A 15,262-nucleotide genomic window follows, 5' to 3' on the forward strand; every position below is an offset into this window, starting at 1 on the left:
TGACATGGCAAAGGGGAATCACAAGCGGGTACGCGGCAAGGCGCAGATCCATCGCCTGCTGGAGCACTACCAGCCGATCGACGGCGTCGTCGACGAGATGGTCGACGCTTCGGGCAATCCCCGTCCGGCCTGGAAGCATTTCATCGAGGCGCTCGACGATCTCGGCGCCGAAGAACTCGCCCAGCGTTTTGCCCGTGCCGACCAGTATCTGCGCGACGCCGGCGTCTATTACCGCGTCTACGACAAGGCCGGCGCCAACGAGCGCGAATGGCCGCTGGCGCATGTCCCGGTGCTCATCGAGGACGCCGAGTGGGCAGCGATCAGCGCCGGCCTGGCGCAGCGCGCCGAGCTGTTCGAGGAGATCATCGCCGATATATACGGGCCGAACCGGCTGGTCGAGAAGGGCATCCTGCCGGCCGGACTGATCGCGGCGAGCCCCGAATATTTGCGGCCCGTGGTTGGCACTCGTCCGGCCGACGGCCATTTCCTGCATTTCTGCGCCTTCGAACTCGGCCGCGGGCCGGACGGCCGCTGGTGGGTGTTGGGCGACCGTACTCAGGCACCATCCGGCGCCGGTTTCGCGCTGGAGAACCGCGTCGCCACGACCCGCGCGCTGTCGGACATCTATGGCGAGATGCATGTGCATCGCCTCGCCGGCTTCTTCCGGCGCTTTCGCGATGCGCTGATCGGCATGGCCAGGGAAGCTGACGGCCGCGTCGCCATATTGACGCCTGGGCCGCTCAACGAAACCTATTACGAACACGCCTATATCGCCCGCTATCTCGGCATCATGCTGCTCGAAGGCGAGGACCTGACCGTTTCCGGGGGCAGGCTGATGGTGCGCACCGTTTCCGGGCTGATGCCGATCAGCGTGCTGTGGCGACGGCTGGACGCGGCGTTCGCCGATCCGTTGGAACTGCGCTCGGAGTCGCAAATCGGTACGCCGGGCCTGGTCGAGGCGATCCGGCAAGGCAGCCTCTCCACCGTCAATGCGCTCGGCTCGGGCCTGATGGAAACGCGCGCGCTGCTTGCCTTCCTGCCCAAGATCGCGCGCGAATTGCGGGGCGAGGAACTCGAGCTGCCCACCGTCGCGACATGGTGGTGCGGTCAGGCATCCGACCGAGCGCATGTGCTCGCCAATATCGACCGCATGGTGATCGGGCCGGCGCTGTCGACGAGGCTGGCCTTCGAGGACGACGACCAGACTAGGCTTGGCTCCGCGCTGTCGGCCGGGGAGCGGGCGGACCTGGTGGCGCGCATCGAACGCGACGGCGACGCTTTCGTCGGCCAGGAAGCGGTGACGCTTTCGACGACGCCCGTCTATGTCGGCGGCTGGCTGGAGCCGCGGCCGGCAAGCCTGCGTGTCTACCTGGCGCGCACGCCCGAGGGCTGGACGGTGATGCCGGGCGGGTTCGCCCGCGTCGGCCTGTCGCTCGATCCGACGGCGATCGCCATGCAGCGCGGCGGCCAGGCGGCCGACGTATGGGTGGTCAGCGACCGGCCGGTGGAGCGCGAGACGCTGCTGCCACAAGAGGGCGACAGCTTCAGCCGCACCAGGCCGGGCAGCCTGCCCAGCCGCGCAGCGGAAAACCTGACCTGGCTCGGCCGCTACATCGAACGCTCGGAAGACACGGTGCGCATCCTGCGCGCCTATCATGTGCGGCTCGCCGAAACTTCCGATCCGGATATGCCGCTGCTGGCCGACATCAGGGATCATCTCGAACCGTTCGGCATCGATGTCGAAACAGCGATCCCATCGGGGCTGATCGGCACGCTGGACAGCGCGGTCTACAGCGCCGGCCAGATCCGCGACCGTTTCTCGCCGGACGGCTGGCTGGCGCTCAAGGACTTGTCGAAGACCATCCATCAGTTCGCGACGACGGTGGCGCCGGGGGATGACGCGACGCGGGCGATGACCGTCATCCTGCGCAAGCTCGCCGGTTTTTCCGGCCTGCTGCACGAGAACATGTACCGCTTCGCGGGCTGGCGGTTCCTGGAGATCGGCCGGCGGCTGGAACGCGGCATACAGATCGCCAGCACGCTCGCCCGGCTGACCAGCGACAAGGCGCCGGACGGCGCGCTCGACATGATGCTGGAGATCGGCGACAGCGTCATGACTCACCGGCGGCAGTACCCTGTGCAAGCCGGCCGCCGCACGGTGATCGACCTTCTGGCGCTCGATCCGCTCAATCCGCGTTCCATCCTGTTCCAGCTCGAACGGCTGAAGGCCGAGATCGGGCTGCTGCCGGCGATCGGCGGCGAGGGGCACATGTCGCCTGCGGCCAAGGAAATCCTGCAGCTCAACACAGCCATCGCCATCAAGGAGCCAGCGGACATGACTGTGAAGGCGCTGAACGATCTCGCCGGCGAGATAGGCGGGCTCTACAGCAGCCTCGCCAAGGCCTATTTCGGTTAAGGCGACGCTCCGGCATGCTCTACGACATCAGGCTTCACCTTCACTACGACTACGCCGCCGTCGCCGGCGGCGGCCGTCACCAGGTCCGCGTGTTGCCGCCGACCATCGACGGCGTGCAGCGCGTCGTCGCAGCGTCGCTATCCTTCGCGCCGGCGCCAAACGAACGCTCGGATTTTTCCGATTTCTTCGGCAACAACGTCACCTCGATCGCCTTCCGCGACGCGCATGACGCGCTCGACATCAGGATGAGCGCGCGCGTGGCGGTGTCGCGACCGGAACCCGGGCTCGACGTGTCGCCCGATCTTAGCCGGCTGCGTCAGGAGCTCGCCGCCGTGCGCTCGCTGGCACCGGATACACCGCACCATTTCCTGGCCCCCAGCGGTCACGCCGGCATCGATGCGGCGATCACCGCCTATGCGCGCGATAGCGTCGGCGGCTCGGCCGCCGGTACGGCGATGAACCTCTGCAATCGCATCCACCGCGATTTCACCTATGATGGCGAGGCGACAACCGTGCGGACCCTGGCTGGCGACGCATTCCGGCTGAAGCGCGGGGTGTGCCAGGATTTCTCGCATATCATGATCGCCGGCCTGCGCGGGCTCGGCATACCGGCCGGCTATGTCAGCGGCTTCCTGCGCACCATTCCGCCCAAGGGCAAGCCCAGGCTGGAGGGCGCCGACGCCATGCATGCATGGGTCAAGGTGTGGTGCGGGCGCGATGCCGGCTGGCAGGAGTTCGACCCGACCAACGGCATGCGGGCCTCCAACGATCACATCACCGTCGGCTATGGCCGTGACTATTCGGATGTCGCGCCGATCGTCGGCGTTCTCAAGACCACCGGCGGACAGGTCGGAGAGCAAGCCGTCGACGTTATTCCGGTGGTGCTGGAGAAGACCTGACGTCAGGCCTGCTTGCGCAAAGCGCCTTGCAGGGTTCCGCCCCGGCGTGGCTGGCCGCCGACTTTTCGGACAGGAATGGAACCAGTGCTCGGCCCAGAGGCTTATCTACGGTGTTTCCGTGGGGCCAGCATGCTGCAGAAATCCGGATTGACTATCGACGGCGACGCCGCACCAAAGAACGGTGCTCAAATCTCTGCCGAGCACGCCGCACTGATTTATGTCAGCGATACCGAACCCGGTATCCGCCGGCTGAAATCGGGCAAGGGATTTTCCTACAGGGGACCTGATGGCGGGCCGGTCTCGGATGCCACCCGAGCGCGCATCGAGGCGATCGTGATCCCGCCGGCCTGGACGGATGTTTGGATCTCGCCCGAGGCGGACGGACATATCCAGGCGACCGGCAGGGACCAGCGGGGGCGCAAGCAATATCGCTACCATCCGCATTGGGCCGAGGAGCGCGACAGCGCCAAATATTCGAGCCTTGTCGCCTTCGCCGAAAGCCTGCCGGAGCTTCGGCGCAGGATCGACAGCGACCTGCGCCGCCACGGCCTGCCGCTCGAACGCGTCGTCGCCGCGATCGTCTGGCTGCTCGACAACACCATGATCCGCGTCGGCAACGCCGCTTACGCTCGCGACAACAAGAGCTTCGGCCTGACGACATTGCGCGACCGCCATGTCGACATCAAGGGATCGAGCCTGCGGTTCGCCTTCAAGGGCAAATCGGGCAAGGAATGGAAATTGAAGCTGGTCGATCGCCGCATCGCGCGAATCGTGCGGGGCGCGCAGGATCTGCCGGGCCAAAAGCTGTTCCAGTATCTCGACGAGGACGGCAACAGACACCCGGTGCGCTCCGAGGACGTCAACCGCTACATCCGCGAGGCCATCGGCGATGCATTCAGCTCGAAACATTTCCGTACATGGGGCGGCACCATCCACGCCGCGTCGCTGTTTGCGCAAACGGTGCTGCCCGACAGCCAGGCACAGCAGAAACGGGCGATGAACAGCGTCATCGACAGGGTCGCCGATCGGCTGGGCAACACGCGCGCCGTCTGCCGCCAATGCTATATCCATCCGCAAGTCTTCGAAGCATGGCTGCAGGGACGGCTGCTTGCCGAAATGGCGGAAGCCAACAAGCGCAAAAGGTCGATAGACGGTCTCGATGACGAGGAAGCGCTCGTGCTGCGATGGCTGAAGACGCACGAAAGCGGACCCGCGGCAACCACCGGCTGCTGAATCCACGGCGCCTCGATTTTTTTATCGACGCCGTGTCGGGATCGGTCCTAGTGTTTCGTCCTTTGACACAGAAGAGGACAAACCATGCTCTACGCGATCTTGTGCTATGCTTCCGAAGACGTCGTCTGCTCCTGGAGCAAGGAACAGGACGACAAGGTCATGGCCAACATTCTCGATGTCCAGCAGAAATACGCGGACGCCGGCCGGCTTGGCCCGGTGGCGCGGCTTTTGCCGACGACGGCGGCGACGACGCTGAGGAAGGTCAAGGGCGAATCGATCGTCATCGACGGGCCGTTCGCCGAGACCAAGGAACAGTTCCTCGGCTTCTACACGCTCGAATGCGCCGATCTCGACGAGGCGGTGGAGTTCGCGCGCGAACTTTCCGAGGTCAATCCGAGCGGCGGCTCCTACGAAATCCGGCCGGTATCCATCTTCAATCCCACTAGGGTCGCCGTATGACCGAACTTGCCTGGATCAGCTCAGCGATCAGCGCCGCCCGCCCGCAGGCGATGGGTGCGCTGCTGCGCTATTTCCGCGACCTCGATACGGCGGAGGAAGCTTTCCAGGACGCTTGCCTCAGGGCGCTGAAGAACTGGCCGCAGAACGGTCCGCCGCGCGATCCGGCGGCCTGGCTGATCTTCGTCGGACGCAACAGCGGCATCGACGCGGTGCGCAAGCGCGCCAAGCAGGCGCCGATGCCGGAAGAGGACCAGATATCTGATCTCGAGGACGCAGAGAGCGACATCGCCGAGCGGCTCGATGGCGCGCACTACCGCGACGACATATTGCGACTGCTGTTCATCTGCTGCCACCCCGACCTGCCGGCAACGCAGCAGATCGCGGTGGCGCTGCGCATTGTCTCCGGCCTTACGGTCAAGCAGATCGCGCGCGCCTTCCTGGTCGGCGAAAGCGCCATGGAGCAGCGCATCACTCGCGCCAAGGCACGTATCGCCGACGCCGGCGTGCCGTTCGAGACGCCGGGCGCGGTGGAGCGCTCGGAGCGGCTCGCCGCGGTCGCGGCCATGGTCTACCTGATCTTCAACGAGGGCTATTCGACGAACAGCGGCGAGGCGCCGGCCCGCGCGCCGCTGTGCGAGGAGGCGATCCGGCTGGCCCGGCTGCTGCTCAGGCTGTTCCAGACCGAGCCGGAGATCATGGGGCTGACGGCGCTGCTGCTTCTCCAGCATGCGCGCGCACCGGCCCGCTTCGATGCGGACGGAGAGATCGTTCTGCTCGAGGATCAGGACCGCAGCCTGTGGAGCCGCAAGATGATCGATGAGGGGCTGGCGCTGGTCGACAAGGCGCTGCGCCACCGAAAGCCCGGCCCTTACCAGGTGCAGGCGGCGATTGCCGCGCTGCATGCGCGGGCTGAAAAGGCCGAGGACACGGACTGGGTGGAGATCGACCTGCTCTACGGCCTGCTCGAACAGATGCAGCCGTCGCCTGTCGTCACCCTCAACCGTGCGGTTGCGGTCTCCAAGGTGCGTGGCCCGGAGGCCGCGCTCGCCATGATCGAGCCGCTGGAGCAGAGGCTTTCCGGCTATTTCCACTTCTTCGGCCTCAAGGGCGGGCTTTTGATGCAACTCGACCGGGGCGAGGAGGCGCGGGTTGCCTTCGATCGCGCCATCGCGCTTGCCAACACCGCGGCGGAAGCGGCCCATATACGCATGCATATCGACCGGCTGATGAAGGACAGCGCAGCGCGCACCGCAAGCTGACCCTGGTTCAATGGTCTGGCCCGGGCTTGGACCATGCCGGGGTGGCGATTTTTTCCTGAAACCGCTATTGGCACGCCAAGACAGCGCCTCCCTGCGCCTGACCGCACAGGGAACGCACGGCGCAATGCTTTGACCACGCCACATGAATGGCGGGATCTGAAAGGGACAGACATGACGATAGCGAAGGAAACCGCCGAGCTGCTGGCGAAACTGGGTGTTGCCAAGGAGGCGCTTGCCGGCGGCGACCTGATCGTGCGCAGCCCGGTGACGGGCGAGCAGATCGCGGCGTTGAGCACGATCTCACAGGCCGATGCCGCCAGGACCATCGATGCCGCGCACAAGGCGTTCCAGGCCTGGCGGCTGGTACCGGGCCCGAAGCGCGGCGAGCTGGTGCGGCTGCTCGGCGAGGAATTGCGCGCGCACAAGGCCGAACTTGGCCGGCTGGTGTCGATCGAGGTCGGCAAGATCCCCTCGGAAGGGCTCGGCGAAGTGCAGGAGATGATCGACATCTGCGACTTCGCCGTCGGTCTTTCCAGGCAATTGTACGGACTGACCATCGCCACCGAGCGCCCAGGACACCGGATGATGGAAACCTGGCATCCGCTCGGCGTGGTCGGCGTCATCTCCGCCTTCAACTTCCCAGTCGCGGTGTGGTCGTGGAATGCGGCGCTCGCGCTGGTCTGCGGCGACGCGGTGGTATGGAAGCCTTCCGAAAAAACGCCGCTGACGGCGCTTGCCTGCGAGGCGATCTACAAGCGCGCCGTCAAGCGCTTCGGCACTGATGCGCCGGAAGGGCTCGCGTCGGTGCTGATCGGCGACCGCGCCGTCGGCGAGATTCTGGTGGATCATCCCAAGGTGCCGCTGGTCTCCGCCACCGGCTCGACCCGCATGGGCCGCGACGTCGGCCCGCGCCTGGCCAAGCGTTTTGCACGCGCGGTGCTGGAGCTCGGCGGCAACAATGCCGGCATCGTCTGCCCGACCGCCGATCTCGACATGGCGTTGCGCGCGATTGCCTTTGGCGCGATGGGCACGGCGGGCCAGCGCTGCACAACGCTGAGGCGCCTGTTCGTGCATGACAGCGTCTACGACGCCTTGGTACCGCGGCTGAAGAAGGCCTATCAGAGCGTCTCTGTCGGCAATCCGCTGGAGACGTCGGCGCTCGTTGGGCCGCTGATCGACAGGGCAGCCTACGAAGCCATGCAGAAGGCGCTGCAGGAAGCGTCCGCCCACGGCGGCAAGGTGACCGGCGGCACGCGGGTCGAGAATGGCCATCCGGACGCCTACTACGTGCATCCGGCGCTAGTCGAAATGCCCAGCCAAGTGTCGCCGGTGACCGAAGAGACGTTCGCGCCGATCCTCTATGTGATGAAGTATTCCGATTTCGACGCCGTGCTTGACGAGCACAATGCGGTGGGAGCGGGGCTGTCGTCGTCGATCTTCACCCGCGACCTGCAGGAGTCCGAGCGCTTTCTCGGCGTCGACGGCTCGGACTGCGGCATCGCCAATGTCAATATCGGCACGTCGGGCGCCGAGATCGGCGGCGCCTTCGGTGGTGAAAAGGAAACCGGGGGCGGCCGCGAGAGCGGCTCCGATGCGTGGAAAGCCTATATGCGCCGCGCCACCAACACGGTGAACTATTCCAAGGCGCTGCCGCTCGCCCAGGGTGTTTCCTTCGACATCGAGTGACATTGCGGGTTCCGGCTCGGGTGACCTTGCGCACCCGGGCCGTTCTGCGGCCTGAAGTTCACTGCTGAGGGCAGTTATGCTGTCATTCTTCGTATGGTGCTGACGTCCCGCCGCCGAGGCGGTTTTTTTGTTTCAAAGGATACACAGCGGCACGGACCGCCTTCATAGCCTGGGCAGCGGCGAGTCTCTCAGTGGTCGGTGGAAAAGCATGCTGCGAAGGCGGCATCCACGATGGCCAGCTTGGCGGCCTGGACGGTCATGTATTCCTGAAAGAAGCGGTGCGAGACCCACATCACGGAATTGCCGCGCTGGCCCAGCCAGCCGATGCTGCCGAGCGCCTCGGCATCGCGTAGTTTTCGGGCGAGGTGGGTGCGCGACAGTTTGAGCCAACTGGGGAATTCCGCCACCGAGACCACGCTGGTCGGAATCCGATCTAGGCCGGCATGGTCGGGGTCGATGCCGGACATGAGCCGATCCATGACGATGCCGCCATTGTTGAGCCAGATGAACAGGGAAAAGGTCTGGTTGGGTTCGCGCACCGGTTTGGACGAAAGCAGGCCGTCGGCCACGAGGGGCTGCAGGGCGGCGAGCATATCGGGCCGCTCCAGGTATCTCGCCAGCCGGTCCGCGCCGTCGAGTCGGTCAAGGGTCCGTAGATGTGCGTGCACCCATCCGGTGAATGTCCGCACCGTGTCCGCTGTCGGCTGCAACGGGTGGGTGCGCCCGTCTCCGCCCGCGACGTATTCGGCGATGCGGTAATTCAGCATCTCCTTGATGAAAGCGTCGGCGGTGTTGCGGCTGGCGACCTTGTGCTGATGCACGAACTCGATGAAGCGCGACACCGTCAACGCGGTGCGACGGTCGCCCGGGTCGCGCCTGAAATGCATGGCAAGGCCGACATGGCCCATCAGCCAGCGCTGCTGCGTGGCGAATATGGAAGCAAGCCGCGGGCTGGCTTCGTAGATGTGGATCAGCGCCAGCGACTGCTCCTGGACGTGGCGGTGCAGATCCGGATGAGCGGCTATGTCCTCGATGTCCAGCATCCGCCTCCTTCTGGTTGGCCAAGCTTACTGCGCTCCAAGAGCGGGTCGCGTCGAAGCGGATTCATGCGACGCGCTTTTGGCTTCTTTAGTGCACGTCGTTCTCCCAAAACCGAGGTCACTCTTGGGCGACACGCATTTAGACATTTTCAGCCTTGCGCATTTGTGTCCAGATGAGACGGCTCGGACTAAAGTCCAGTTCTGTAGCCAATGATGGCGGCGAGACGTCGGCGGCAACCCCACACGGGCAAGCACGGCGCGTTCAGCGATCTTGGACAACCGCAGCTAGCCGCGGTTGTCGTCCTGCCGCCCGGCTATGATGGGCTGACGCGGGGTCCGCCGGCGCATACGCATCGGGAGGCCGCCGATGGCGGGTTCTGCCGCCTACTCGGCCGCCTGAACGCGATGTGCCTGGATGATGGCGCGGATCTCAGAGCGGCAGGAGCCGCAATTGGTGCCTGCCTTCAGCGCGGCGCCGATGGCTTCCACGTTCGTGCAGCCGGAAGCCACCGCCGCCGTGATCTGGTTGATCCCGACGTTGAAACAGGAGCAGACGGTCGCGCCGGCATCGGGCCGTTCGGCACCGGCGCGGCCGGCGACGATGCGGAAGCGCTCGCGTTGGCTGGCATGGGCCTCTTCGAGCTGCTGCGTTGCCCATCCGCGCGACACGGCGACCGGGCCGGGAGCGACGAACAGGGCGCCCGCGAGCTGTACGCCATCGAAGGCGGCGATGCGATGCTGGCCGGCATCGCGGTCGTGATAGGCGAGTATTTCGGCATCGGTCGAGGCGACGAACAGGGATTGGGCAAAAGTCGTCCAGTCGATTTTGTCGTCCGCAAAGGCGAGTTCGACCCGCCAGCCATCCCTGCAGCGGGCCACGGCCCAATAGTCGACGGCGATCGCTTCGGGCCTTTGTCGGGTCACGGCGAAGCCGAACACCATCGCGGCGAATTTCTCGATGTGCACCGCGACGTGCTTCAGTGCCGGCTGGCCGGAAACTGGGTCGGTGAGTGGCGCGGTGAGCGTGTCGAGCCGGCCCTTGGCGGTGAACTGGTCCGTCCAGTGCATCGGCGCGAAGATGCTGCCCCGGCGCTGGCGGGACGTGATCAGCGCGCGCACGAGCACGGCGCCGCGCGGGCTGGAAACGCGCGCGATGTCGGCGTCGCCGATGCCGTATCGCGCGGCGTCGTCGGGATGAATCTCGACGAAGGGTTCGGCCATATGCTGCGACAGACGCGGGCTTTTGCCGGTGCGCGTCATGGTGTGCCAATGGTCGCGGACACGGCCGGTGTTGAGGACGAGGGGGAAATCCTCGTTGGTGCGGGTTTCCATGGCAGAGCGGACGGCGATGAAGCGCGCCTTGCGGTCGGGTGTGTAGAAATTGCCGTCGGCGAAGATGCGGGTGTTCGGTGGCCCTGCTTTATCGTTCTCCGGTTGGGGCTCAGCTTGAACGTTCCCCTCCGAGAGATGTCGAGCCCAGGCGCCCCCCTCTGTCCTGCCGGACATCTCCCCCTCTAGGGGGGAGATCGGCAGTTTTGTCGACGGCGCTCGTCCTGAGATATCGGCGATTGGCGAAGGCCGTCGTGGCATCCAATCTCCCCGCTTGAGGGGGAGATGGCCGGCAGGCCAGAGGGGGGTGGCCGGGCTCGGTGCTGGCCATTGGAAAGGCGCCAGCGCGTCGTATTCCTCCCCATCGAGGCCAGCATAAACCCCAATGTCGAAATCGCGCCCACCGTCGTTTTCAAATCCCGACAGCGCGGCATGCTCGCCAAAAACCTCCGCCGGGGACGCATGCGCGAACGCTTCGCCAAAACCCATCCGCCGCGCCACTTCCGTAATGATCCACCAATCCGGCCGGGCCTCGCCAGGTGCCGCCACGAACGGGCGCTGGCGCGAGATGCGGCGCTCGGAATTGGTAACGGTGCCGTCCTTCTCGCCCCAGGCGGTGGCCGGCAGCCGGACATGGGCATGGCGCACCGTGTCTGTGTCGGCCTGCACGTCCGACACCACCACAAACGGGCAGGCCTTGATCGCTGCTTCGACGGCGTCGGCATCGGGCATCGAATCGACAGGATTGGTGGCGAGGATCCACAGCGCCTTGATCCGCCCGTCGGCGACCGCCCGGAACATGTCGACCGCTTTCAGGCCGGGCTTTTGCGCGATGTCAGGTGCATTCCAGAAGCGCTTCACGCGTTCGCGATGCCCCGAATTTTCAATCTCCATATGCGCGGCCAGCATGTTGGCCATGCCGCCGACCTCGCGTCCGCCCATGGCGTTGGGCTGGCCGGTGACCGAGAACGGCCCGGCGCCGGGCCTGCCGATGCGACCGGTGGCGAGGTGGCAGTTGATGATGGCGTTGACCTTGTCGGTGCCAGACGACGACTGGTTGACGCCTTGGCTATAGACCGTGACGGTCTTGGCGGTCGCGGCGAACAGGCCGTAGAAGCGGGCGAGCTCGTCCTCGCTCAGGCCCGTGGCGGCAGCGATGCCGGCAAGGTCGAGTGCCGAGGCGGCGAAAAGGGCTTGTCCGAAGCCGGTCGTGTGAGCGGTGATGTAGGCGCGGTCGAGCGCATTGTGCTGGCCGAGCCAGGCGAGCAGGCCGGTGAACAGGGCGACGTCGCCATCCGGTGCGATCGCCAGGTGCATGTCGGCGATATCGGATGTCATGGTGCGGCGGGGGTCGACCAGGACGATCTTCATTTCCGGGCGCTTCTCACGCGCGGCAGCTATGCGCTGGTAGAGCACGGGATGGCACCAGGCGAGATTCGAGCCGACCAGCACGATGAGATCGGCAAGCTCCAGATCCTCGTAGGTTCCGGGCACCGTGTCGGAGCCGAAGGCGCGGCGATGGCCGGCGACCGAGGAGGCCATGCAGAGGCGCGAATTGGTGTCGATATTGGCCGAGCCGATGAACCCCTTCATCAATTTGTTGGCGAGATAATAGTCCTCGGTCAGCAACTGGCCGGAGACATAGAAGGCGACCGCATCCGGCCCATGTTCGGCAATGGTTTGCGAGAAGGTCGACGCGACAAGATCGAGTGCCTCATTCCAGGAGGCGCGGCGGCCGTGGATCTCGGGGTGGAGCAGCCTGCCGTCGAGGCCGATGGTCTCGGCAAGAGCAGAGCCCTTGGAGCAGAGCCGGCCGAGATTCGCGGGATGGTCGGGGTCGCCGCGGACCGACACCTGTCCGTCCGCGGCGACCTTCGCCAGCACGCCGCAGCCTACCCCGCAATAGGGGCAAGTGGTCCTCACCTCGCGTGCTTCGCCAATCTGCATGGGTCAGGCCGCGCGGCTTGCCAGCGCTTCGAGCGCGATGAACAAACGCTCGCCCTCGATCTTCACCGGAATGGTGCGCACCGCGCCCTCGTCGGCGCCGAGCGCCTTGCCGGTCTCCAGCGAGATGACCCAATTGTGCAGGGGGCAGGTGACCGCCGCGCCATGCACGATGCCCTGGCTCAGCGGCCCGCCTCTGTGCGGGCAATGATCGTCGATGGCGAAGACCTGGTCCTCGGCGGTGCGGAAGATAGCGATCTTGCCCTGCGGCGTGGCAACACAGCGCGCGCCCCGGCGGGGGATGTCGGACAGGGAGCCGATCGGTGTCCAGGTCATTGGGTCGCCTTTATTTGATACGAATGCGCCCAGGCACCCCCCTCTGTCCTGCCGGCCATCTCCCCCTCAAGGGGGGAGATCGGCAGTTTTGCTGATGGCGTCCGTTCTGCGAAGTTGGCGATTGGCAAAGGCCGTTGTGGCATCCAATCTCCCCCCTTGAGGGGGAGATGGCCGGCGGGACAGAGGGTGGCTCGCGCGAACATCTCCATCACTCCGCCGCCTCCGCGAACCCGACCGAGGCCATCGGCCGGAACTCGTGCTTGTCCTTGCCTGACACGCGTTCCGACCACGGATCGACCTGGGCGAATTTCTGGGAAAAGACGAAGCGGTCGTAGAAGGCCTTGCGCTTGTCGCCATCGTCCATGATCTGGCGCTTGATCTCGGCGATGCCGACGCGCTTGGCCCATTTGTAGATGCGTTCGAGATAGCGGGCCTGCTCGCGGTACATCTGCGTCAGCGCCACGATATGCTCCAGCGCTTCGTCCTCGGTCTTGACCAGGCCAAGCACTTCGGTGCCCTTGATGTCGAGGCCTGCCGCACCCGCGAAGTGGATCTCGTAGCCACTGTCGACGCAGATGACGCCGACGTCTTTGCAGGTCGCCTCGGCGCAGTTCCTCGGACAACCCGACACCGCCATCTTGACCTTGGCCGGCGTCCACGAGCCCCACATGAATTTCTCGATGCGGATGCCGAGACCGGTGGAATCCTGCGTGCCGAAGCGGCACCAGTCGGAACCGACGCAGGTCTTCACCGTGCGCAGTCCCTTGGCATAGGCGTGGCCGGAGACGAAGCCGGCCTGGCCGAGGTCGGCCCACACCGCCGGCAGGTCTTCCTTGCGGATGCCCAGCATGTCGATGCGCTGGCCGCCGGTGACCTTGACCATCGGGATATCGAACTTATCGACGACATCGGCGATGGCGCGCAGTTCGGCGGCATTGGTGACGCCGCCCCACATGCGCGGCACCACCGAATAGGTGCCGTCCTTCTGGATGTTGGCGTGGACGCGCTCGTTGATGAAGCGTGACTGGTAGTCGTCCGCGTATTCGTCCGGCCAGTCGCAGACGAGATAATAGTTGAGTGCCGGCCGGCATTTGGCGCAGCCGCAGGAGGTTTTCCATTCCAGTTCCTGCATGATCGCGGGAATGGTCTTCAGCGCCTTGGCCTTGATCAGCCGGCGCACCTCGTCATGGCCGAGCGTCGTGCAGGAGCACATGGGCTGTACGGCGGCCGGGTTGTACTTGTCGCCGATGGTCAGCACCATAAGTTTTTCGACCAGCCCGGTGCAGGAGCCGCAGGAGGCCGACGCCTTGGTGTGCGCGCGCACGTCGTCGAGCGAAGTCAGCCCCTTGGCCGCGATCGCGCCCGTGATCTTGCCCTTGCAGACGCCGTTGCAGCCGCAGATTTCCGCATCATCCGGCAAGGCTGCAACGGCCGCCATAGGGTCCAGTGGGGCACCCCCCTGGTAGGACTGGCCGAAGATCAACGTATCGCGCATTTGCGATATGTCTGTTTGCTTCTTCTTGAGGTCGTTGAACCAGGCGCCGTCCGCGGTCTCGCCGTAGAGCACGGTGCCGATGATGCGGTCGTCCTTGAGCACGAGGCGCTTGTAGACGCCGGCCGCCGCGTCGCGCAGCACGATCTCCTGGCGGTCCTCGCCCTCTGCGAAGTCGCCGAGCGAGAACAGGTCGATGCCGGTGACCTTGAGCTTGGTCGGCGTGTCCATGTGGACAAAACCGGCCGCCTCGTCGCCGGCGAGCTGGCGGGCGGCGACGCGGGCCATCTCGTATAGGGGGGCGACCAGCCCATAGATCTGGCCGTTGACCTCGGCGCATTCGCCGAGCGCGTAGATGTCCGGGTCGTTGCTGCGCATGCCGGCATCGACGACGATGCCTCTGTTGACGGCGATGCCCGCCTCCTTCGCCAGCGCTGCGTTCGGCCGGATACCGACGGCCATCACCACCAGCGTCGCGGGGATGACGGTGCCGTCGACGAGTTCGACCTGCTCGACCTTGCCGTTGCCCGTGATCGCCTTTGTATTGGCCTTGGTGACAACCTTGATCCCGCGCTGCTCGACGGCGCGCTGTAACAGATAGCCTGCCGCCGGATCGAGCTGGCGCTCCATCAGCGTCGGCATGACATGCAGCACGGTGACGTCCATGCCTTGCGCGTTGAGGCCCGCGGCTGCTTCCAGTCCGAGCAGTCCGCCGCCGATGACCACAGCCTTGGCGCGCGACTGGGCCGCGAGCATCATCGCCTGGACGTCGTCGAGGTCGCGATAGGTGAGAACGCCGGGCAGGTTGTGGCCGGGCACCGGGATGATGAACGGCACCGAGCCGGTGGCGATGACAAGCTTATCGTAGGGTTCGGTGACGCCGTGGTCCGACGTGACGGTCTTCGCTGCGCGGTCGATGGCGACGATCTTGTGGCCCTTGTAGAGGGTGATGTTGTTGGCGATGTACCAGCCGTCGCCATGGATGATGATTTCTTCGTAGGCCTTCTCGCCCGAGAGGACCGGCGACAGCATGATGCGGTCGTAATTGACGCGCGGTTCGGCGTTGAAGATGGTGACGCTGTAGCGGTCCGGCGCCTGTTCCAGCAGGTGCTCCAGCATGCGCCCGGGGGCCATGCCGTTGCCGATGATGACGAGTTTTTGGGTCATGG

General features: G+C 65.5%; 10 protein-coding genes. 6 read left to right on the forward strand and 4 right to left on the reverse strand.

All coding sequences use genetic code 11. The features are described from left to right. The first annotated feature begins 4 nt into the window (after window positions 1-4). The 6 genes from FJ428_RS14220 to FJ428_RS14245 all read left to right on the forward strand — a co-directional run bounded on the left by FJ428_RS14220 (window position 5) and on the right by FJ428_RS14245 (window position 7,952). The gene (locus FJ428_RS14220; RefSeq protein WP_140879597.1) at window positions 5-2,416 is read left to right on the forward strand and encodes a circularly permuted type 2 ATP-grasp protein; all 2,412 of its coding nucleotides are present in this window, start codon (window positions 5-7) and stop codon (window positions 2,414-2,416) included. 14 nt (window positions 2,417-2,430) lie between these two features. Next, window positions 2,431-3,315, forward strand: coding sequence for a transglutaminase family protein (locus tag FJ428_RS14225; RefSeq protein ID WP_140879598.1), 885 nt, complete (start codon window positions 2,431-2,433; stop codon window positions 3,313-3,315). A 129-nt stretch (window positions 3,316-3,444) separates the two neighbouring features. Beyond that, window positions 3,445-4,548: a DNA topoisomerase IB gene (locus FJ428_RS14230; protein WP_140879599.1), complete on the forward strand. Its 1,104-nt coding sequence runs from the start codon at window positions 3,445-3,447 to the stop codon at window positions 4,546-4,548. A gap of 84 nt (window positions 4,549-4,632) precedes the next feature. Next, complete coding sequence (locus tag FJ428_RS14235; protein ID WP_140496184.1) at window positions 4,633-5,007, forward strand: YciI family protein; 375 nt, start codon at window positions 4,633-4,635, stop codon at window positions 5,005-5,007. Next, window positions 5,004-6,266: an RNA polymerase sigma factor gene (locus FJ428_RS14240; protein WP_140496183.1), complete on the forward strand. Its 1,263-nt coding sequence runs from the start codon at window positions 5,004-5,006 to the stop codon at window positions 6,264-6,266. The genes FJ428_RS14235 and FJ428_RS14240 overlap by 4 nt, the downstream gene beginning before the upstream one ends. Before the next feature lie 171 nt (window positions 6,267-6,437). Next, the gene (locus FJ428_RS14245) at window positions 6,438-7,952 is read left to right on the forward strand and encodes an aldehyde dehydrogenase family protein (protein WP_140496182.1); all 1,515 of its coding nucleotides are present in this window, start codon (window positions 6,438-6,440) and stop codon (window positions 7,950-7,952) included. 188 nt (window positions 7,953-8,140) lie between these two features. On the opposite strand, the gene FJ428_RS14250 is transcribed toward FJ428_RS14245, so the two are convergent. From FJ428_RS14250 to nirB, 4 genes are all read right to left on the reverse strand, one after another. Continuing rightward, window positions 8,141-8,995, reverse strand: coding sequence for a hypothetical protein (locus FJ428_RS14250; RefSeq protein ID WP_140879600.1), 855 nt, complete (start codon window positions 8,993-8,995; stop codon window positions 8,141-8,143). A gap of 381 nt (window positions 8,996-9,376) precedes the next feature. Next, window positions 9,377-12,268, reverse strand: a complete 2,892-nt coding sequence (locus FJ428_RS14255; RefSeq protein ID WP_140879601.1) for a nitrate reductase — start codon at window positions 12,266-12,268, stop codon at window positions 9,377-9,379. A 3-nt stretch (window positions 12,269-12,271) separates the two neighbouring features. After that, on the reverse strand, window positions 12,272-12,601 hold the full coding sequence (nirD, locus tag FJ428_RS14260) for a nitrite reductase small subunit NirD (RefSeq protein ID WP_140522291.1): 330 nt from the start codon (window positions 12,599-12,601) through the stop codon (window positions 12,272-12,274). A 208-nt stretch (window positions 12,602-12,809) separates the two neighbouring features. Continuing rightward, complete coding sequence (nirB, locus tag FJ428_RS14265; RefSeq protein ID WP_140522289.1) at window positions 12,810-15,260, reverse strand: nitrite reductase large subunit NirB; 2,451 nt, start codon at window positions 15,258-15,260, stop codon at window positions 12,810-12,812. Window positions 15,261-15,262: the final 2 nt, after the last annotated feature.

It is taken from the genome of Mesorhizobium sp. B2-8-1, assembly GCF_006440955.1.
Taxonomy (GTDB): Bacteria; Pseudomonadota; Alphaproteobacteria; order Rhizobiales; family Rhizobiaceae; genus Mesorhizobium.